The organism is Nocardia sp. NPDC051981 (genome assembly GCF_040680715.1).
In the GTDB taxonomy this organism is placed as follows: domain Bacteria; phylum Actinomycetota; class Actinomycetes; order Mycobacteriales; family Mycobacteriaceae; genus Nocardia.
The window spans coordinates 163,016-181,685 of record NZ_JBFAXK010000006.1 but is presented as its reverse complement, the minus strand read 5'-3'; the positions used below and the strand labels follow the sequence as shown (position 1 = coordinate 181,685).

Sequence of the window (18,670 nt, the reverse complement as noted above, 5' to 3'; positions counted from 1 at the left end):
ACGATATATCGACAATCTATCCACGACAAGGGTGAGGCGAGACACAAACCGTCCGGTTTGGACTTAGGCGGTCAGGAGACCATGGGCGCAGATAGGCGCGGCGGTGCGGCGACCGGTCAGACCGCTCGCGGATTGCCCCGGCAGTCCGTGAGCCAACCACTACTCCTCAACTTGTCTGAGGAATTTGCTACGGTGGGCCCATGACGGATCCGGTGCTGAACGTGAGCGACGTGACGGTGGTGCGCGGCGGAAACCCCATCCTGCAAGGGGTTTCGCTCACCGTGCGCACCGGTGAGCACTGGGCGCTACTGGGCCCCAACGGCGCGGGCAAGACCACCTTGCTGCGCATGCTGGGCGCGTTCGAGCATCCGACCCGGGGCAGTGTGGAGGTGCTCGGGGAGCGGCTCGGCCGCGTCGACATGCGCGCACTCCGGGCCGGCATCGGCCATGTCGATCCGCGCCACACTCCGAGCGGCCCGCTCACGGTCCGCGACGTGGTGATCACCGGCGCGACCAACACCGCCGGTCTGATCCCCCGCTGGCACGCGACGCCCGCCCAGCTCGCCGAGGCCGACCGCCTGATCGACCTGCTCGGCCTGTCCCACCGCCGTGACGCCGACTGGCAGATCCTGTCCCAGGGCCAGCGCGGCCGCACCCTCATAGCCCGCGCTCTCATGCCCAACCCGCGCCTGCTCCTGCTCGACGAACCCGCCACCGGCCTGGATCTGGCCGGGCGCGAACAACTCCTGGAACGCCTCGACCTGCTCCAGCGCGCCCACCCCGGCCTCGCCTCGGTCCTGGTCACCCACCATCTGGAGGAACTCCCGCCGGGCACCACCCACGCCATGCTCCTGCGCAACGGCCACACGGTCGCCGCGGGTCCGGTCGGCGAGGTGATCACCACCGCCCACATCAGCGCCTGCTTCGACCACCCGGTCCGCATCCTCCGCGATGAGGGCCGCTGGTCCGTGAGACCCGCTCAGCCCCAAATGAACTGACCCGACCCGACCGCACCGCCCGGGCCCCGGACCGCACGACCGGCGCCACACTCACGCATCCGCATCCGGCACGCTCCGGGCTTCACGTGATTTCGCTCAACCATCTGACCCGTGCCGCTCGTCTGCCCGAATGGGCCGATGCGCCCCGCGACCGCATGGGGGCGCTCAGGTTGCCGGGACGAGGGAGTCGATCCAGCGTTCCAGGCGTGCGCCTTCGGCTTCCATCATCGCGGGGTCGCGGAATGTGTTGGTGAGCAGGGAGATTCCCTGGTAGGCGGCCAGGAGGGCGACGGCCAGTTCGTGCGAGTCGGTGCGGCCCATGGCGGCGAACTGGGTGTCGATCCAGTCCAGGAGGCCGCGCATGACGGCGGCCAGTTCGCGGTCCAGGCCGTCGGCGCGTTTGTCGAGTTCGGTGGCGAGAGAGCCGGAGGGGCAACCGAATTGGGCGGCGAGGTCGCGCTGGTCGACCCAGCCGCGCACCAGGGCCTTCAGTCGTTCGGCGGGGGCATCGAAGCGTTCCAGGGCCGCGATGATCTCCTGGGCGGTGCGGGCATGGGCGCCGATCGCGGCCTGGACCAGCTGATCCTTCGTCTTGAAGTAGTAGTACACGTTGCCCACCGGCACCTCGGCGGCGCGCGCGATATCGGCGATGGTCGTCTTCTCGACGCCCTGTTCGTGGAATACCTTGGCCGCCGCGTCCGCGAGCCGCTCCCGCTTCCCCGCCTTCGGGCCCGTCGCTCGCGGCACTGAGTTAGTCATACGACTAACCATAGACAATGCCCGGTCGCATGCCCTATGGTTCGAGTTAGTCAGCCAACTAACTTAGGAGTGGACAGATGATCGTGGTAACCGGTGCGACCGGAAATGTCGGCAGCGCTCTCGTGCGGCAGCTCGCGGAGGCCGACGAGAAGGTGGTCGCGGTGTCGCGGGGCGAGAAGCCGGTGGATCTGCCCGCGGGCGCCGAGCACCGCCGCGCCGATATCGGGGAGCTGGACAGCCTCGCCGGGGCGGTGGCGGGTGCGCGGGCGTTGTTCCTGCTCATCACCGGCCCGCAGCTGGTGGCGGGACCGGCGGCCACCGAGGTGCTGGAAACCGTTGCGGCGGCGGGTGTCCGGCGGGTGGTGTTCCTGTCCTCGCAGGGCGCGGTGACGCGGCCGGGCAGTGACGGCTACGCGCGCACGCTGGAATTCGAGAGGGCGCTGGCCGCTTCGGATCTGGAGTGGACGGTGCTGCGGCCGGGCGGGTTCTTCAGCAATACCTTCGCCTGGATCGAGCCGGTGCGGGCCGAGCGGATGATACCCGCGCCGTTCGGGGATGTCGGTCTGCCGCAGGTGGATCCGGCCGATGTCGCGGCCATGGCCGCGGCGGCACTGCGGGAGGACGGCCATGACCGGCAGGTCTACACGGTGACCGGTCCGGAGCTCGTCACCCCACGCCAGCAGGCACAGGCGCTGGCGGCCGCGCTGGGCGAGCCGCTGCGGTTCGCGGAGCTCACCCGCGAGCAGGCCCGGGTGAACATGCTGCGGTTCATGCCGGAATCGGTCGCCGACCATACGCTCACCATCCTCGGCGAGCCGACGCCCGAGGAGCAGCTGGTCAGCGGCGATGTCGAGCGGGTGCTGGGCCGGCGGGCAACCGGATACGCCGAATGGGCGGCCCGCGTGGCACCGGCCTTCCGGTGAATCTCGCCATTGAACATTTAGTACGCCATCGCTTATCGTAAGCGTATGCATACTAAATTGTTTTCGGACGGCACCGTGCTGATGCCGTGGAATCCCGGCCCGAATCACCAGCTCTCGGGCCCGGTCTTCATCAGCGTCACCGATTTCCTCGCGAGCTCGGAGACGGAGTCGCGCGAGATCTACACGACCGGGCTGGAATTGGGGAAAACGTGGCCGGTCATGCAGGGCGCGGTCGGCCTGTGGCTGTGGGGCAGGCCGGCCGAGTTCCGCGGCGGCTCGATCTCGGTGTGGGAGTCGGAGCGGGATATGCGCCGCTTCGTGCGGTGGCCGGTGCACACCGCGATCGTGCGGGCCTGGCGCGGCCGGGTCGGCATCGGCGTCGACTCCTGGCAGGCCGAAACGTTCGACGCCGACGCGATTCTGACCCGCGCCGGCGACACGATCGAAAGGCCGCACCGGCACGCCGCCTAATCTTGTCCGCATGACAGACCGTCCGGACCTGGCAGCGATGATCGTCCCCCTGGGCCGCGCCCTGATGGCGGCCGAGCAACCGGTACTCGCCGCACACGGACTCACCATGTGGGCGTACGTCGTGCTGCTGCATCTGGACGAGGGGCCCGCGCGGGGTCAGGGCGTGCTGGCGCAGGAGATCGGGGCGGACAAGACGCGCATCATCGCGGTGCTCGACGACCTGCAGGAGCGCGGCCTCATCGAACGCCACCCCGATCCGGCCGACCGCCGGGCCCGGCTGCTCGCCCTCACCCCGGAGGGCCGTCGCCTGCGCGACGCGGCGCAGGCCGGGATCCAGGCCCGGGAGGATCACCTGCTGGGCAAGCTCCCCGCCGCCGATCGCCGCGGCTTCCTCAATGCCCTCATCACCCTCGCCGCCCTCCCCCGCGACGAAATCACCGGCCCCTGAGCGGATCAGCCGATGTCAATGGGGTCGATCTGGACGCGCAGGGGCGCGTCGGAGCGATGGGTGCTGCGGACGGCCTGGGCGGCGGTGAGGGCGCGGGAGAGGGCCGCGCCGGTAGCGCGGTCGGCGCGCAGGATCATGCGTTCGACCTCGGCGGGAGAGTCGCCGGAGGAGAACGGCTTTCGCGCACCCGGCGGCAGCGGCACCGGGCCCAGGATCTCGACGCCATCGGGAAGCTGTGCCTCGCCGAGCAATTCGGCGATGGAGTCCGCGGTGCCGTCGATGGCGGCGAAGCGAACCGCGGGCGGGAAGCGCACCTCGGTGCGCTGTTCGAGCTCGAAACCGGCGTGCCACACCGGGTCCCAGCGCACCAGGGCCTGCACGGTCGGGATCCCGGCGTCCGCCATGACGATGACCCGGCCGCCGGGGCGCACCAGCGCCGAGGCGGACATCCAGCGGCGCAGGGCATCTTCGGCGGCTCGGAGATCGGCGCGGCCGAGCAGGGCCCAGCCGTCGAGCAGCATGGCGACGGCGTAGCCGCCGGGCACCCGGGGTTCCGCGCCGATGGTGGACACCACGACCTGCGGACCCTCCGGCACGGTGTTAAGGATCGACGATCCGCCCGAACCTCGTACGGGCACACCGGGAAACGCGCGTCCCAGTTCTTCGGCCGTGCGCGACGCGCCGATGACGACGGCCCGCAGCGCCCGCGATCCGCAGGCTCCGCAGCGGAAGGCCGCCTCGGTGATCCCGCACCAGCGGCAGGCCGGGCTCTGCGCCTCGGCCACCCCTTCCCGCCCGCTGCGCAGCGCGCCACGTGACGCGGACGCGCTGTCCGGCAGCGCCAGTGGACCGTTGCAATGGCGGCAGCGTGCCGGGGTCCGGCACTTGGCGCAGGCGAGCGCCGGGATGTACCCGCGCCGCGGCACCTGAACCAGCACCGGTCCACCGGCCTTGATCGCCTTGCGCGCCTCCGTGAACGCCACGGCCGGAATGCGGATGGCCTGCGCGATCGGGTCCCGCTCCAATGCCGCGTCGGTATCGCCGGGCGCGGTGATGCGCGGCATGGCCTGCCGCACCACGGCCCGATCCGCGAGCAGATCGTGCGCCCAGCCGGATTCGACGATGGCCTGCACCTCGGCCGTCCGCGAGAACCCGCCCGCCACGAACGCCGCCCCGGTCTCGTGCGCCCGCAACATGGCCACTTCCCGCGCATGCGGATACGGCGACCGCGGTTCGGCGAAGGTATCGTCCCCGTCATCCCAGATGGCGATCAGCCCGAGGTCTTTCACCGGCGAGAACACGGCACTCCGCGTCCCCACGACGACCCGCGCCTTTCCCCGCAACACCGACAGCCACCGCCGATACCGCGCCGACGGGCCCAACCCCGCCGCCAACCCCACCGCCGACTCCCCCACCAGCGCAACACATTCCCCCAGCACCCGATCCAGATCCCGCTGATCCGGCACCATGATCACCGCACTGCGGCCGCCACGCACGGTCACCGCCGCCAGCTCCGCCAGCCGCCGCGCCCAGTCCTCCCCCGGCAATGCCTGCCACCCCGCCCGCGGCCCGCGCCCTGCCGCCAGCGCGCCCAGGAACGAATGCCCGTGGACATACCGCCCCCACGCCGGGAACTCAGCCGCCGACGTCGACGACGCAGCAGTCACCGGCTGCTCCCCGGACTCGTCTGCCGGCACCGCGGCCACTGAAGCCGTCGAGTGGACGCCGGCGCCGAGCGCAACCAGATCGGGCTGCGCAGCAACGGTTCCCGTCGAGCTTTCGGCGGCGACCTTGGCCGCATCGACGGCCGCAGGCATCGACACCGAATCCCTGTCGGCGACAAGAGTCACCTCATCGGTGCCGGATACATCGCCGCCCTGAACCGTGGCGGTGTCCGCACCCTCGCCGTGCGTGGCGTCCGCGATGTCGCTTCCACCTTCCGCGATCGCGAGCGCCGACACCCCCACAGACTCGGCACCTTGCGGAACGGGGTGTGCGGCAGCGTCTTCAGCGTTTCGGGGCACGACGGAGGTCGTCTCGTCACTCGGATGCGATCCGCTGGTGTGGGTCTGCGTAACGACGGGGTGGGCCGAGTCATCGGCTGCCACAACAGGATCAGCGGCCGGTGAGCTCTTCTTCGAAGTGCGCTTGGGCTTTTCGGGCTTTTCCACGCCCTCCGATTCGACCTTGGCGTGGCGGGGCGGGATGGCGAGGCGGAGGACGTCCGCGCGGGTGCCCGCGTATCGGGCGGCCACGGCCGTGACGAGGGCGAGGATCTCCGGGGTGAGGACGCGTTCGCCGGAGACGACACGTTCGAGGCGGACGAGTTTGCCGGTGTGATCGGACTTTTCGCGCCGTTCGAGGAGGTAGCCGTCGACGAGGCGGCCGGAGAAGCGGACGCGGACACGGACGCCGGGCTGGGCGAGCTCGTCCATCTCGGGCGGGACCAGGTAGTCGAACTCCCGGTCCAGGTGGGCGGGTTCGAGCAGGGGCAGGACCCGCGCGATCGGCCGGGACTCGCCAATGACGGCGGGAGCGTCGGACTCGGAAGGTTTCTCCGTGCCCGACGCTCCCGTCGAGAGTGGTGGGGTGCCGGTCAATTACAGCCCGGCGGCCGCGCGCAGCTTCTCCGCGCGGTCGGTGCGCTCCCACGGCAGATCGACGTCGGTGCGGCCGAAGTGGCCGTAGGCGGCGGTCGGCGCGTAGATCGGGCGCAGCAGGTCCAGGTCGCGGATGATCGCGCCGGGACGCAGGTCGAAGACCTGACCGATGGCATCGGAGATCTTGATCGGATCGATCAGCTCGGTGCCGAAGGTCTCGACGAACAGGCCGACCGGGGCGGCCTTGCCGATGGCGTAGGCGACCTGGACCTCGACCCGCTCGGCCAGGCCGGCGGCGACGACATTCTTGGCGACCCAGCGCATGGCGTAGGCGGCCGAGCGGTCGACCTTCGACGGGTCCTTGCCCGAGAAGGCGCCACCACCGTGGCGGGCCATGCCGCCGTAGGTGTCGACGATGATCTTGCGACCGGTCAGGCCCGCGTCACCCATGGGTCCACCGAGCACGAACTTGCCGGTCGGGTTGACCAGCAGGCGGACATCGGAGGTGTCCAGCGGGTTGGGCAGCTGGAGCTCGCCGAGCACCGCGTCGACGACCTTCTCGCGGATGTCCGGGGTGAGCAGGTTGTCCAGGTCGATGTCGGCCGCATGCTGGGTCGAGATGACCACGGTGTCGAGGCGCTTGGGGATGGCGCCGTCGTACTCGATGGTGACCTGGGTCTTGCCGTCGGGACGCAGGTACGGCAGCACGCCGGACTTGCGGACCTCGGTCAGGCGGCGAGACAGCTTGTGCGCCAGCGAGATCGGCAGCGGCATCAGCTCGGGGGTCTCGATGGTGGCGTAGCCGAACATCAGGCCCTGGTCGCCCGCGCCCTGCCGGGCGATCTCGTCGTCCTCGCCACCCACGCGGGCCTCGTGCGAGGTGTCCACGCCCATGGCGATGTCCGGCGACTGGGCGCCGATGGCGACGTTCACGCCGCAGGAGGCGCCGTCGAAACCCTTTGCGGACGAGTCGTACCCGATCTCCAGGACCTTCTCGCGGACGATGGTCGGGATATCGGCGTAGGCGGTGGTGGTGACCTCACCGGCCACGTGCACCTGACCGGTGGTCACCAGGGTCTCCACCGCGACCCGGCTGCGCGGATCGGCCGCGAGCAACGCGTCGAGGATGGAATCGCTGATGGCATCACAGATCTTGTCGGGGTGACCCTCGGTCACCGACTCACTGGTGAATAGGCGGCTGCCAGACGTGCGCACAGTTGTTCCCTCTCCCTCAACGGGTTTCTCGTATCGGGTGGCGACAGTAGCGTCTCCGCTGCATCGCACAACCCTTTGTCTCAGGTTATTCCAATATGTTCGGCACAGGGGCGAGCCGCCCTCGTTAAGAACACATCGTGACTCAGACAGTCGCCGTCAATCTGCCGCCCCAGCGGCAGACAGCGGCAAGTGCCCGAACCCTGCGGTGCCGAGGCTTCAGCGGAGCAAGGGGCCGAGTGCATCCAGCACCCGGCTGGCCAGCAGTGCCTTGGACCCGTGGTCCAGGGCGATCTCGGTGCCGTCGGCACCGAGCAACCAGCCGTCGTTGGTGTCGACCTCGAAGGCCTTCCCCTCCCCGACGGCATTCACGACCAGCAGGTCGCAGCCTTTACGGGCGAGTTTGGCCCGGGCGTGGGTGAGCACATCCGCGTGCTCGTCCCCGGTCTCGGCGGCGAAGCCGACGATCGCGGTGCCCGGTAGGTGCCCGTCGCGACGGGACTGCACCAACCCGGCCAGGATATCCGGTGTCTTGGCGAGCGCGATCGAATCCGGTTCTCCCGCACCCTTTTTGATCTTAGCCGCCGCCACGTTCACCGGACGGAAGTCGGCCACCGCCGCGGCCATGACGACCGCGTCCGCACCCAGCGAGTGCTTGTCGACGGCCACCTTCAGCTGTTCGGCGGTGGTCACGTGCACGACCTCGACCGCGGCCGGCGGTTCGAGCCCGATGGTATTGCCCGCGATCAGCGTGACCTGCGCACCGCGCTGGGCGGCCAGGCGGGCGATCGCGTAGCCCTGCTTGCCGGAACTCCGATTACCAAGGAAGCGGACCGGATCCAGCGGTTCCCGGGTGCCGCCCGCGGACACCACGACGCGGCGGCCCTCGAGGTCGCGCGGCAGGGCGTCGGCGCGTTCGAGCAGCAGCCGGGCCAGACCGAAGATCTCCTCCGGCTCGGGCAGCCGGCCCGGGCCGGTGTCGGTGCCGGTCAGCCGGCCCGAGGCCGGTTCCATGACCACGGCGCCATGCGCGCGCAGCGTCGCCACGTTCGCCCGGGTGGCCGGGTGCTCCCACATCTCGGTGTGCATGGCCGGGGCGAACAGGATGGGGCAGCGCGCGGTCAGCAGCGTCGCGGTCAGCAGATCGTCGGCGCGGCCCTGCGCGGCGCGGGCCATGAGATCCGCGGTGGCGGGGGCGATGACGACCAGGTCGGCCTCCTGGCCGAGGCGCACGTGCGGCACCTCGGGCACATCGGCGAAGACACCGGTGTGCACGGGGTGGCCGGACAGCGCCTCGAAGGTAGCCTTGCCGACGAATTGCAGCGCCGACTCGGTGGGAATGACACGAACCTCGTGCCCGGTTTCGGTGAACCGGCGCACGAGGTTGCAGCTCTTGTAGGCGGCGATACCGCCGCCGACTCCGACGACGATCCGGGTCACCGCGGGACTACTCCCCTTCGGAGTGCTCGAGCAGGTCGGCGTGGATCTCGCGCATCGCCACCGACAGCGGCTTCTCCTGCAGACCCGGCTCGACCAGCGGACCGACGTATTCGAGAATGCCGTCGCCGAGCTGGTTGTAGTAATCGTTGATCTGCCGGGCCCGCTTGGCCGCGTAGATGACCAGCGCGTACTTGGACGAAGTCCGCTCCAGCAGTTCGTCGATCGGCGGGTTGGTGAGGCCGACCGGAGTGTCGTAGGCGGGCGCGGTCTTGATGTCCGTACTCACTAGGAGGACTCCTGCGGGGTTGTTCGGAAGGGTGGCATCCGGCTCACTTCGAAGACGAGCCGGTAGTTCGGGACCTATGACCCCGAATTTGTGCTAACGAACAACGATACCAACTGCTCACAGGCACTGGTCACGTGGTCGTTCACGATAACGATGTCGAACTCGTCACATGCAGCCAATTCGGTGCGGGCGGTCTGCAGACGACGCTCGATCACCTCGGGCGATTCCGTCCCGCGCGAAGTCAGGCGGGACACCAGCTCGTCCCAGCTGGGTGGGGCCAGGAAGACCAGTTTGGCTTCCGGCATGGTCTTGCGGATCGAGCGCGCGCCCTCGAGGTCCACCTCGATCAGGACATGATGTCCGGACGTGAGCGCTTCCCGCACGGGCGCGGCCGGGGTGCCCGACCGCTGCAGTCCACCATGGATGTCGGCCCATTCGAGCAGTTCGCCCGCCGCGATCATGGCGTCGAACTTCTCACGGGTGACGAATCGGTAGTCGCGGCCGTCGACCTCCCCGGGCCGCGGAGCCCGGGTGGTGGCCGACACACTGAATACCAATTCGGGCAGTCGTTCGCGCACGCAGCGCACGACGGTGGACTTACCGACGGCCGAGGGGCCGACCAGGACAACCAGTCGACCCTTCCGAGTGTGTTCGACCACCCTCGGATTATTCGGCGCTGAAGTCGAACCGGGCCAGCAGCGCCTTACGCTGCCGGTCGCCCAGTCCGCGCAGGCGGCGGGTGGGAGCGATCTCGAGCTCGCTCATGATCTCGGCCGCCTTGACCTTGCCAACCTTCGGCAGGGCCTCGAGCAGCGCCGAAACCTTCATCTTGCCGAGGACTTCGTCCTTCTCGGCGTCCGCAAGGACCGTCTTCAGATCGGTGCCACCACGCTTCAAGCGCTCCTTGAGCTCCGCCCGAGCGCGGCGAGCGGCAGCCGCCTTCTCCAAAGCAGCGGCGCGCTGCTCGTCAGTCAGCTGGGGAAGGGCCACGGTTCCTCCGTCTCATCGTTCATTGCTTGATCTACCTCCGGTAACCCGGTGGTCTCAGCGACCGTACCCACGACGCTTGCCGATTGCGAACCCACCCCCCAGGTCAGCGCGTGATTCGGCCCGCGACCGGGCCGGATGGGCAGCGGTGCGGACAGTGCCGGACCGGTCCCCGCGGTCGGCTCCGCACGGTCGCGAATAGCCTTGCAGCCAGGGCTTTTTCGCGGACTTGACAGGGCCCGGGAGCGGTCGGACGGGCCCCGCGCGAAACCGTGACCGACCTGTAATCACGCGACCTGGATTTTTCTTGGATTTCTCGGCGTGTCGTTCGATTCAGTACCGCGTGTCGCGTATCACCCGAGTCGCTGCGAAGGGTGCCGAAACACGCAATTCCGACACCTTCCCTTGCAGGTCGGGCCGGTTCGAGGCGGCCCCGCCACCGTCGGAACGGCCCGTTTTCCACCCCTCACGCGGCCACTGACGGCTTAAACCTCCCGGCACCGACGAACTACGCCCGCCGCGGTGCGGCGGGCGTGAGAGAGGCGATACGGACAAGCGTTCGATCGGCTCGCCGGACGGGTTCGCCAACAGCGAACAAGATCGCGTCAGTCGTCGTACTGGCACAGCTCCACGAGCGTGCCCTCCGGAGCCCGCACGTGCGCCACGCGCATGCCCCACGCGGGCTGTTCGGCGGGCTCGGCGGCGATCCGGGCGCCGCGCTCGCGCAGGGTCTCGACGGCCCGGTCGACATCGGCGACGCGCAAAACCACGACGACCGTGTCGATCTCGCCGCGCGGGCGGTGCGCGGCGCCGATCGCGGCGTCCATGTAGGCACGGGTGAACAGCGCGAGATCCTGGCCGCCGAGGGCGAAGCAGGCGTAGGGGCCATCGTCGGATTCGGGGACGTCGCCGGGCACCTCCCGCTTCAGGGGCAGGCCCAGGACGTCGCGATAGAAGCGATAGCTGGACGCGAAATCGTCCACCAGGACGCGGGTTTGGCCGTAGGAGACGAGGCCGAGGCCGGCGTCGGACATGAGAAACCCCACCTTTCTGCCGAGCAGTCGGGTTTCAGCCTAGTGCTCCGGGAAAGGCGGCCGCTCGGGCCCTTCGAGACGGAATCAGTTGCTCTCCATGGCGATTCGCAGGCCCAGCCCGACCATGAAGGTGCCCATGGCGGCGTCGAGGGCGCGGCGCACCCGGCGGCGGGTGAACACGTGCCGCAACGCGCCCACGCCGAAGGCCAGGATCACGAACCAGAACAGGTTGGCGATCGTGCACACTACGGCCAGTTCGAAGGTGCCCAGCGCCGACGGATCGGCGGGCAGGAACTGCGGCACCAGTGCGATGAAGAACACGGCGCACTTGGGATTCAGCAGGTTGGTGAGCAGGCCCTGCCGGAAGGCGACCAGCGCACCGCGACGGTTCGCGGCCGCGCCGGGATCGGGCCGGTAGTCGCCGCGCCGCGCGGCCAGGAGCGCGCGAATGCCGATGTAGGCCAGGTAGATCGCGCCGACCAGCTTCACCACCGTGTACGCCTCGGCCGAGGCGGCCAGTAGCCCGGCCACGCCGATCGCGGTGACCAGCGCCCATACGAACACGCCGACCGCGATGCCGCCCGCGCTGGCGACCCCGGCGCGACGGCCGGAGACCACCGAATTCCGCAGCACGATCAGGAAATCCGGCCCGGGCGACATGGAGCCGAGCACGATCACCCCGGCCAGCGTGAGAATCTCGGTGAGCGACAGCACCCGGCCAGCCTACGCGGCGGCCCGGTGCCGGTTCCGGCCCCGATTCAGGCGGCGGGCCAGAAGTCCTTCAGGCCGGGAGCCGCCTCCGCGCCCTGGCGCAGGCCCGCCTCGTAGGCGGGCTGCAGGGCCGCGGCGTCGAACAGGTCGGGGCCGTAGGCGGCGATGGCGCCGGAGTCGGGGACGATGAATGCCGTTGCCGCACCACCCAGTTCGCGATCGGTGGGGCTGTGCGGGAACAGGTGGGCCAGCGGTTCGATGATCAGCATGCGTTCGGCGCCGGCGGCCAGGTCGGCATTGATCGGCGAGCGCATGCCGCCGTCGAAGTAGTAGGCGCCGTCGATCGGGATGGGCGGGAAGACGCCGGGCACCGACGTGCTCGAGGCCAGCGCCTCGGGCAGGGTGGCCTTGCCCTCGGGAGTCCATACCTGGAGTGCGCCGGTGGTGACACTGATGGCGGTGATCCGCAGATCGCGCTGCGGCCAGGACGCGTTGCCGACGAACCCGCCGATGCGGGCGATATGGTCGGCCGGCTTGTCGACCGCCATCTCCAGCGCGCGGGCGCCGGCGCGTCGGCGCGCCTCGTCCGGGTCCAGTCCGGGGGTGGCGAGGATGCCCATGATCTCACCGAAACCGTTCGGGTCGAACCGGATCGGCGGCAGGTCGGAGTCCGGGGCGGGCCGCCGCAGCAGCAGGCTCAGGTCGACCTCGGCGGCGAGCGCGGCACCGACGACCGCACCGGCGGAGGTGCCGACGATCCGCTCGGCCAGGGCCGGGTCGATACCGGCCGCACGCAGCGCGATGACCACGCCCGCCATCCAGCTCAGGCCGACCGCGCCACCCCCTCCGAGCACGAGCGCATGACGAATTTCGCTGGGCGGCACCGCGGCGGACATGCTGCCACTGTATCCGAGCGACAGGAACCGGAGGGATGCCCGCCGAAATTCGGCTCGGGCCTGAACGGGAATCGGCCCCGGTCACGCTGGGGCGGCCGGGGCGATTCCGTGTCGGGCAGGGCGTTGCGGCGCTACCGTATTCAGTCCTGCAGGAAGGCGAATTCCGCTGCGAGCTCGGCGACCCGCTGCTTCAGCGCGGCGACCGACGGACCCGCCTTGAGGACCTCGCGGGAGACGTTCGGCAGGACCGCGCCGAGGCTGCTCGCGGGGACCAGCTTGCGGATCGAGTCCGCTCCCCCGCCCTGCGCGCCGACGCCGGGCATGAGGATGGGGCCGTTGAGCGCGCTCAGGTCCGGAGCCTCGTCCAGGGTCGCGCCGACCACCACACCGACGGAACCGAATTCGGCTCCGGCATTGGCGGCCGCGGCGTCGTCCACCATGCGCTGGGCGATGCTGCGGCCGTCGGAGCCAGTGATGTTCTGCAGTTCCACCGCCTCCGGGTTGGAGGTGGCGGCCAGCACGAACACCCCGCGGTCATTGGCCTCGGCGAGGTCCAGAGCCGGTGTGAGGGAACCGAATCCGAGGTACGGGGAGACGGTGACCGCGTCCGTGCCGAGCGGGCCGTCGCCGAGCCAGGCGTGGGCGTAGGCGTCCATGGTGGAGCCGATATCGCCGCGCTTGGCGTCGGCCAGCACCAGGGTGCCCGCCGCCCGCAGTGCGGCGATCGTCTCCTCCAGCACCAGGATTCCGGCCGAACCGTAGGTCTCGAAGAACGCCACCTGCGGTTTGACCAGCGCCACCCGGCCCGCGAAGGCGCGCACGCAGGCGTCGGCGAACTTCGCCACGCCCGCGGCGTCCTCGCTCAGGCCCCAGGCCCGCAGCAGCGGCGGATGCGGGTCGATGCCGACGCACAGCGGGCCGTGCTCGCGCATCGACTCCCGCAGCCGCGCACCGAAGGTCGTCATCCGCGCAGCACCGCGTGGAGTTCCTGCAGGGACCGCACGCCGATGCCGCCGCGAATGGTGGCCTCGATGCCCTGCACGGCCGCGGCCGCGCCCTGCACGGTGGTGATGCACGGGATGTTCGCGCCCACCGCCGCGGTGCGGATCTCGTAGCCGTCCACGCGCGGGCCGTTGTTGCCGTACGGGGTGTTGAACACGATGTCGACGTCGCCGTCCTTGATCATGTCCACGATGCTGGGCTGGTCGGCCACCTCGTCGGAGTGCTTGCGCACCTGATCGCAGGGAATGCCGTTGCGGCGCAGCATTTCCGCGGTGCCCTCGGTGGCGAGGATGCGGAAGCCCAGGTCGTGCAGGCGCTTGACCGGGAACACCATGGCGCGCTTGTCGCGGTTGGCGATGGACACGAACGCGGTGCCCTCGGTCGGCAGTGAACCGTAGGCGGCCGACTGCGACTTGGCGAACGCGGTGCCGAAGTCGGCATCGATGCCCATGACCTCGCCGGTGGACTTCATCTCCGGGGAGAGCAGCGAATCCACGCCGGTGCCGTCGGGGCGGCGGAAGCGGTGGAACGGCAGCACGGCCTCCTTGACCGCGACCGGGGCGTCGATCGGCGCGTAGCCGCCGTCGCCCTCGGCCGGGAGCAGGCCCTCCTTGCGCAGCTCGGCGATGCTGGCGCCCAGTGCGATTCGCGCCGCGGCCTTGGCCAGTGGCACCGCGGTGGCCTTGGAGACGAACGGCACGGTGCGGCTGGCGCGCGGGTTGGCCTCGAGGACGTAGAGCACGTCGTCCTTGAGCGCGTACTGCACGTTCAGCAGGCCCTTCACGCCGATGCCCTTGGCGAGCGCGGCGGTGGAGCTGCGCACGGCCTCGATATCGCTGCGGCCCAGGGTGATCGGGGGCAGGGCGCACGCCGAGTCACCGGAGTGGATACCGGCCTCCTCGATGTGCTCCATGACGCCGCCCAGGTAGACCTCCTCGCCGTCGCACAGGGCGTCGACGTCGATCTCGATGGCGTCCTCCAGGAACCGGTCGACCAGCACCGGGTGGTCCGGGGTGATCTCGGTGGCGCGGGAGATGTAGTCCTCGAGGGACTTCTCGTCGTAGACGATCTCCATGCCGCGGCCGCCCAGCACGTAGGACGGGCGCACCAGCACCGGGTAGCCGATCTCGTTGGCGATCTTCTTGGCCTGCGGGAACGTGGTGGCGGTGCCGTACTTGGGAGCCGGAAGACCGGCTGCCACCAGGACATCGCCGAACTCGCCGCGGTCCTCGGCCAGGTCGATGGCCGCGGCCGAGGTGCCGACCACGGGCACGCCCGCGTCGGTGAGGCGCTGGGCCAGGCTCAGCGGGGTCTGGCCGCCGAGCTGGCAGATGACGCCCGCGACGGTGCCCGACTCGGTCTCGGCGTGGTACACCTCGAGCACGTCCTCGAAGGTGAGCGGCTCGAAGTAGAGGCGGTCGGCGGTGTCGTAGTCGGTCGACACGGTCTCCGGGTTGCAGTTGACCATGATGGTCTCGAACCCGGCGGCCGACAGCGTCTGCGCGGCGTGCACACACGAGTAGTCGAACTCGATGCCCTGACCGATGCGGTTCGGACCCGAGCCGAGGATGATGACCTTCTCGCGTTCCTTCTGCGGCGCCACTTCGGATTCCGCGGCGGGATCCAGCTCGTAGGCCGAGTAGTGGTACGGGGTCTTGGCCTCGAACTCGGCCGCGCAGGTGTCGACGGTCTTGAACACCGGGCGGATGCCGAGGCGGTGGCGCAGCTCGCGCACGCCGCCCTCACCGGCGAGTTCCGGTCGCAGCGAAGCGATCTGGCGATCGGAGAGACCGTAGTGCTTGGCCGTGCGCAGCAGCGGCTCGTCCAGCACGGGGGCGTCGATGATCTCCTGGCGCAGCTCCACCAGGCCCGCGACCTCGGCCACGAACCACGGGTCGATGCCGGAGGCGGCGGCCACGTCCTCGATGCTCGCGCCCAGGCGCAGCGCCCGCTCCACCTGGTAGATGCGGCCCTCGGTCGGAACCTTCAGGTCGTCCAGGATGGCCTGCACGTCGGTCCACTCGCCGTCGGGCTGGGTCCAGAAGCCCGCGGCCTTGGTCTCCAGCGAGCGCAGCACCTTGCCCAGGGCCTCGGAGAAGTTGCGGCCCATGGACATCGCCTCGCCGACCGACTTCATGGTGGTGGTCAGCGTCGGGTCGGCGCCCGGGAACTTCTCGAAGGCGAAGCGCGGGGCCTTGACCACGACATAGTCGAGGGTCGGCTCGAAGCAGGCCGGGGTCTCGCCGGTGATGTCGTTGAGGATCTCGTCGAGGGTGTAGCCGATGGCCAGCTTGGCGGCGATCTTGGCGATCGGGAAACCCGTCGCCTTGGAGGCCAGCGCGGACGAGCGCGACACACGCGGGTTCATCTCGATGACGATCAGGCGGCCGTCGCGCGGGTCCACCGCGAACTGGATATTGCAGCCGCCGGTGTCGACGCCGACCTCGCGCAGGATGGCGATGCCCAGATCGCGCATCTTCTGGTATTCGCGGTCGGTGAGGGTCATGGCCGGGGCGACGGTGACCGAGTCACCGGTGTGCACGCCCATCGGGTCCACGTTCTCGATCGAGCAGACGATGACGACATTGTCCTTGCCGTCACGCATGAGCTCGAGCTCGAATTCCTTCCAGCCCAGGATGGATTCCTCGATGAGCACGTTCGCGGTGGGCGAGGCGGCCAGGCCGCCGCCGGCGATGCGATCGAGGTCGTCGTGGTTGTAGGCCATGCCCGAGCCCAGGCCACCCATGGTGAACGACGGGCGCACGACCACCGGAAAGCCCAGTTCCGCAACGGTTTCGCGGACCTCGTCCATGGTGTAGCAGACCTTGGAACGCGCCGACTCGCCGCCGACCTTGGCGACGATGTCCTTGAACTTCTGGCGGTCCTCACCGCGCTGGATGGCCTCGAAGTCGGCGCCGATCAGCTCGACGTCGTACTTGTCGAGGATGCCGTTCTCGTGCAGGGCGACAGCGCAATTGAGCGCGGTCTGGCCGCCCAGGGTCGCCAGGATCGCGTCCGGGCGCTCCTTGGCGATGACCTTCTCGACGAATTCCCAGGTGATCGGCTCGACATAGGTCGAGTCGGCGAACTCCGGGTCGGTCATGATGGTCGCCGGGTTGGAGTTCACCAGCGACACGCGCAGGCCCTCGGACTTGAGGACGCGACACGCCTGGGTGCCCGAGTAGTCGAACTCGCAAGCCTGGCCGATGACGATCGGGCCCGAGCCGATCACCAGGATGTGGTTGAGATCGGTGCGGCGTGGCATCAGGCTCCTTCCATCAGCATGGCGAAACGGTCGAACAGGTAGGCGGCGTCGTGGGGTCCGGCCGCGGCCTCGGGGTGGTACTGGACGGAGAAGGCGCGGCCGCTCACCAGCTGCACGCCCTCGACGACACCGTCGTTGGCGCAGACGTGGCTGACCTCGGCCTTGCCGAACGGGGTGTCGAACACCTCGCCGCGCTCGCCTTCGAGGGCGAAGCCGTGGTTCTGCGCGGTGATCGAGATGCGGCCCGAATGATGCTCGACGACCGGCACATTGATGCCGCGGTGGCCGAACTTCATCTTGTAGGTCTTGCGCCCGAAGGCGCGGCCCAGGATCTGGTTGCCGAAGCAGATGCCGAACAGCGGGATGTCCTCGCCCAGCACCTGCTGGGTGAGCGCCACCATAGCGTCCTGGGTGGCCGGGTCGCCCGGGCCGTTGGACAGGAACACACCGTTCGGGTTCAGTTCCTTGATCTGGTCGAAGGTGACGTTGGACGGCACCACGTGCACCCGCATGCCGCGCTGGGCGAACATGCGCGGGGTGTTGGACTTGATGCCCAGGTCCACCGCGACCACCGTGAAGCGGTGCTCGCCGATCGGCTCGACGGTGTACATCTCGTCGGTGGAGACCTCGCCGGCCAGGTCCGCGCCCAGCATGGACTGCTGGCCGTTGACCTTGTCGAGCATGTCCTCGTATTCGGTGAGCGACTCACCGGAGAAGATGCCCGCCTTCATGGAACCGCGGGTGCGCAGGTGCCGCACCAGGGCCCGGGTGTCGATGCCCGCGATGCCGACGACGTTCTGGTTCTCCAGTTCGTCCTGCAGGGTGCGGGTGGCGCGCCAGTTGGAGGCGCGGCGCGCGGGGTCGCGCACGGCGTACCCGGCGACCCAGATCTTCGAGGACTCGTCGTCCTCGTCGTTCCAGCCGGTGTTGCCGATCTGCGGCGCGGTGGCCACCACGATCTGGCGGTCGTAGCTGGGGTCGGTGAGGGTCTCCTGGTAGCCAGTCATGGCGGTACAGAACACCGCCTCACCCAATGTCTGCCCGACGGCGCCGAAGGTCGTCCCGCGGAACACGCGGCCGTCCTCGAGCACCATCACGGCAGTATTTCCGCTGCTCATGCCTCGTCTCCCGTCTTCGTAGCTGCTGCGGTCCATGCCGGGTACACCGCTTTGTCATCACCGCGGAAACCGGTATCCACCTCGGTCCCGGTCGGCAATGTCCAGCGAATCACCAGCACACCGTCTTCCGTCATTACCTTGCCCGCGTGCCCGCGCTCGGCGCGCACCGCGGTAATGGATTCCTGAGGAATCCAGATCGCCGCCGCGCCGTCCCGCTCCAGCAGGATGCCGCGCTCGAATCGCGTGAGTTCCGCCGTGGCGCGGAAACCCAGGTCGCCCACCGTGATTCGCTGAATCCAGCTGGGGGCGAGGGTGCTGCCGAGGTAGAGCCCCGTGGTCGGCTCCAGCAGCTGCGCGCCGCAGTCGGCGGGCACCGGCGGCAGGTCGCCGATCGCCGAAGCCTGCTTCTTGGCCCGCCGGGTCCACGCCCGGTACATCAGCCACAGGCACAGCGCGAACAGCACCAGCAAAACCAGCACCTGCAGTGTGCGCTCCATTACGGTCCTCCTCGGTTCCCCAC

Annotated in this window: 18 protein-coding genes; 4 read left to right on the top strand and 14 right to left on the bottom strand. The window is 69.5% G+C overall.

From position 1 onward, the window contains the following. The first annotated feature begins 200 nt into the window (after window positions 1–200). Window positions 201–998, top strand: coding sequence for an ATP-binding cassette domain-containing protein (locus AB0L60_RS14140; RefSeq protein ID WP_364612518.1), 798 nt, complete (start codon window positions 201–203; stop codon window positions 996–998). A gap of 165 nt (window positions 999–1,163) precedes the next feature. Here the strand turns inward: AB0L60_RS14140 and AB0L60_RS14135 are convergent, their stop codons facing one another. Beyond that, entirely contained in the window at window positions 1,164–1,757 is a 594-nt protein-coding gene (locus tag AB0L60_RS14135; protein ID WP_364612513.1) for a TetR/AcrR family transcriptional regulator, read from the bottom strand. Window positions 1,758–1,834: 77 nt separating this feature from the next. Between AB0L60_RS14135 and AB0L60_RS14130 the strand changes: the two genes are divergently transcribed. Genes AB0L60_RS14130 through AB0L60_RS14120 form a run of 3 tightly spaced genes read left to right on the top strand, consistent with a single transcriptional unit; the run spans window position 1,835 to window position 3,599 of the window. Further along, a complete protein-coding gene (locus AB0L60_RS14130; protein ID WP_364612510.1) occupies window positions 1,835–2,680 on the top strand; it encodes an NAD(P)H-binding protein in 846 nt (281 codons plus the stop codon). A gap of 45 nt (window positions 2,681–2,725) precedes the next feature. Further along, entirely contained in the window at window positions 2,726–3,151 is a 426-nt protein-coding gene (locus tag AB0L60_RS14125; RefSeq protein WP_364612508.1) for a hypothetical protein, read from the top strand. A gap of 10 nt (window positions 3,152–3,161) precedes the next feature. Continuing rightward, on the top strand, window positions 3,162–3,599 hold the full coding sequence (locus AB0L60_RS14120) for a MarR family winged helix-turn-helix transcriptional regulator (protein ID WP_364612506.1): 438 nt from the start codon (window positions 3,162–3,164) through the stop codon (window positions 3,597–3,599). A gap of 5 nt (window positions 3,600–3,604) precedes the next feature. Here the strand turns inward: AB0L60_RS14120 and AB0L60_RS14115 are convergent, their stop codons facing one another. The 13 genes from AB0L60_RS14115 to AB0L60_RS14055 form a co-directional block, all read right to left on the bottom strand. Next, window positions 3,605–6,106: a primosomal protein N' gene (locus tag AB0L60_RS14115; protein WP_364613096.1), complete on the bottom strand. Its 2,502-nt coding sequence runs from the start codon at window positions 6,104–6,106 to the stop codon at window positions 3,605–3,607. Between the two features lie 93 nt (window positions 6,107–6,199). Next, complete coding sequence (gene metK, locus AB0L60_RS14110) at window positions 6,200–7,414, bottom strand: methionine adenosyltransferase (protein ID WP_364612503.1); 1,215 nt, start codon at window positions 7,412–7,414, stop codon at window positions 6,200–6,202. 216 nt (window positions 7,415–7,630) lie between these two features. Continuing rightward, window positions 7,631–8,851 carry a bifunctional phosphopantothenoylcysteine decarboxylase/phosphopantothenate--cysteine ligase CoaBC gene (gene coaBC / locus AB0L60_RS14105; protein WP_354837421.1) on the bottom strand — a complete coding sequence of 407 codons (1,221 nt, stop codon included), beginning with the start codon at window positions 8,849–8,851 and terminating at the stop codon, window positions 7,631–7,633. A 7-nt stretch (window positions 8,852–8,858) separates the two neighbouring features. Further along, window positions 8,859–9,137: a DNA-directed RNA polymerase subunit omega gene (rpoZ, locus tag AB0L60_RS14100; protein WP_067713345.1), complete on the bottom strand. Its 279-nt coding sequence runs from the start codon at window positions 9,135–9,137 to the stop codon at window positions 8,859–8,861. A gap of 74 nt (window positions 9,138–9,211) precedes the next feature. Beyond that, window positions 9,212–9,796 carry a guanylate kinase gene (gene gmk, locus AB0L60_RS14095; RefSeq protein WP_364612498.1) on the bottom strand — a complete coding sequence of 195 codons (585 nt, stop codon included), beginning with the start codon at window positions 9,794–9,796 and terminating at the stop codon, window positions 9,212–9,214. A 7-nt stretch (window positions 9,797–9,803) separates the two neighbouring features. Next, window positions 9,804–10,127, bottom strand: coding sequence for an integration host factor, actinobacterial type (mihF, locus tag AB0L60_RS14090; RefSeq protein ID WP_033086940.1), 324 nt, complete (start codon window positions 10,125–10,127; stop codon window positions 9,804–9,806). 602 nt (window positions 10,128–10,729) lie between these two features. Further along, on the bottom strand, window positions 10,730–11,158 hold the full coding sequence (locus AB0L60_RS14085) for a VOC family protein (protein ID WP_364612494.1): 429 nt from the start codon (window positions 11,156–11,158) through the stop codon (window positions 10,730–10,732). Between the two features lie 84 nt (window positions 11,159–11,242). Then, entirely contained in the window at window positions 11,243–11,872 is a 630-nt protein-coding gene (locus tag AB0L60_RS14080; protein WP_364612491.1) for a LysE family translocator, read from the bottom strand. A gap of 44 nt (window positions 11,873–11,916) precedes the next feature. Continuing rightward, on the bottom strand, window positions 11,917–12,765 hold the full coding sequence (locus AB0L60_RS14075; protein WP_364612488.1) for a patatin-like phospholipase family protein: 849 nt from the start codon (window positions 12,763–12,765) through the stop codon (window positions 11,917–11,919). A 140-nt stretch (window positions 12,766–12,905) separates the two neighbouring features. Beyond that, window positions 12,906–13,730: an orotidine-5'-phosphate decarboxylase gene (gene pyrF, locus AB0L60_RS14070; protein ID WP_364612484.1), complete on the bottom strand. Its 825-nt coding sequence runs from the start codon at window positions 13,728–13,730 to the stop codon at window positions 12,906–12,908. Beyond that, complete coding sequence (carB, locus tag AB0L60_RS14065; RefSeq protein WP_364612481.1) at window positions 13,727–17,032, bottom strand: carbamoyl-phosphate synthase large subunit; 3,306 nt, start codon at window positions 17,030–17,032, stop codon at window positions 13,727–13,729. Before carB ends, pyrF begins: the two co-directional genes overlap by 4 nt. Next, window positions 17,032–18,150, bottom strand: coding sequence for a glutamine-hydrolyzing carbamoyl-phosphate synthase small subunit (gene carA, locus AB0L60_RS14060; RefSeq protein ID WP_364612477.1), 1,119 nt, complete (start codon window positions 18,148–18,150; stop codon window positions 17,032–17,034). The genes carB and carA overlap by 1 nt, the downstream gene beginning before the upstream one ends. Beyond that, on the bottom strand, window positions 18,147–18,647 hold the full coding sequence (locus AB0L60_RS14055) for a transporter (protein WP_364612474.1): 501 nt from the start codon (window positions 18,645–18,647) through the stop codon (window positions 18,147–18,149). Before AB0L60_RS14055 ends, carA begins: the two co-directional genes overlap by 4 nt. Window positions 18,648–18,670 lie beyond the last annotated feature (23 nt).

Excerpts from the sequence above, each read along its gene's own strand:
- AB0L60_RS14140 (WP_364612518.1), top strand. The coding sequence starts at position 201 with ATGACGGATCCGGTGCTGAACGTGAGCGACGTGACGGTGGTGCGCGGC.
- AB0L60_RS14135 (WP_364612513.1), bottom strand. The coding sequence starts at position 1,757 with ATGACTAACTCAGTGCCGCGAGCGACGGGCCCGAAGGCGGGGAAGCGG.
- AB0L60_RS14130 (WP_364612510.1), top strand. The coding sequence starts at position 1,835 with ATGATCGTGGTAACCGGTGCGACCGGAAATGTCGGCAGCGCTCTCGTG.
- AB0L60_RS14125 (WP_364612508.1), top strand. The coding sequence starts at position 2,726 with ATGCATACTAAATTGTTTTCGGACGGCACCGTGCTGATGCCGTGGAAT.
- AB0L60_RS14120 (WP_364612506.1), top strand. The coding sequence starts at position 3,162 with ATGACAGACCGTCCGGACCTGGCAGCGATGATCGTCCCCCTGGGCCGC.
- AB0L60_RS14085 (WP_364612494.1), bottom strand. The coding sequence starts at position 11,158 with ATGTCCGACGCCGGCCTCGGCCTCGTCTCCTACGGCCAAACCCGCGTC.
- AB0L60_RS14075 (WP_364612488.1), bottom strand. The coding sequence starts at position 12,765 with ATGTCCGCCGCGGTGCCGCCCAGCGAAATTCGTCATGCGCTCGTGCTC.
- pyrF (WP_364612484.1), bottom strand. The coding sequence starts at position 13,730 with ATGACGACCTTCGGTGCGCGGCTGCGGGAGTCGATGCGCGAGCACGGC.
- carB (WP_364612481.1), bottom strand. The coding sequence starts at position 17,032 with ATGCCACGCCGCACCGATCTCAACCACATCCTGGTGATCGGCTCGGGC.
- carA (WP_364612477.1), bottom strand. The coding sequence starts at position 18,150 with ATGAGCAGCGGAAATACTGCCGTGATGGTGCTCGAGGACGGCCGCGTG.
- AB0L60_RS14055 (WP_364612474.1), bottom strand. The coding sequence starts at position 18,647 with ATGGAGCGCACACTGCAGGTGCTGGTTTTGCTGGTGCTGTTCGCGCTG.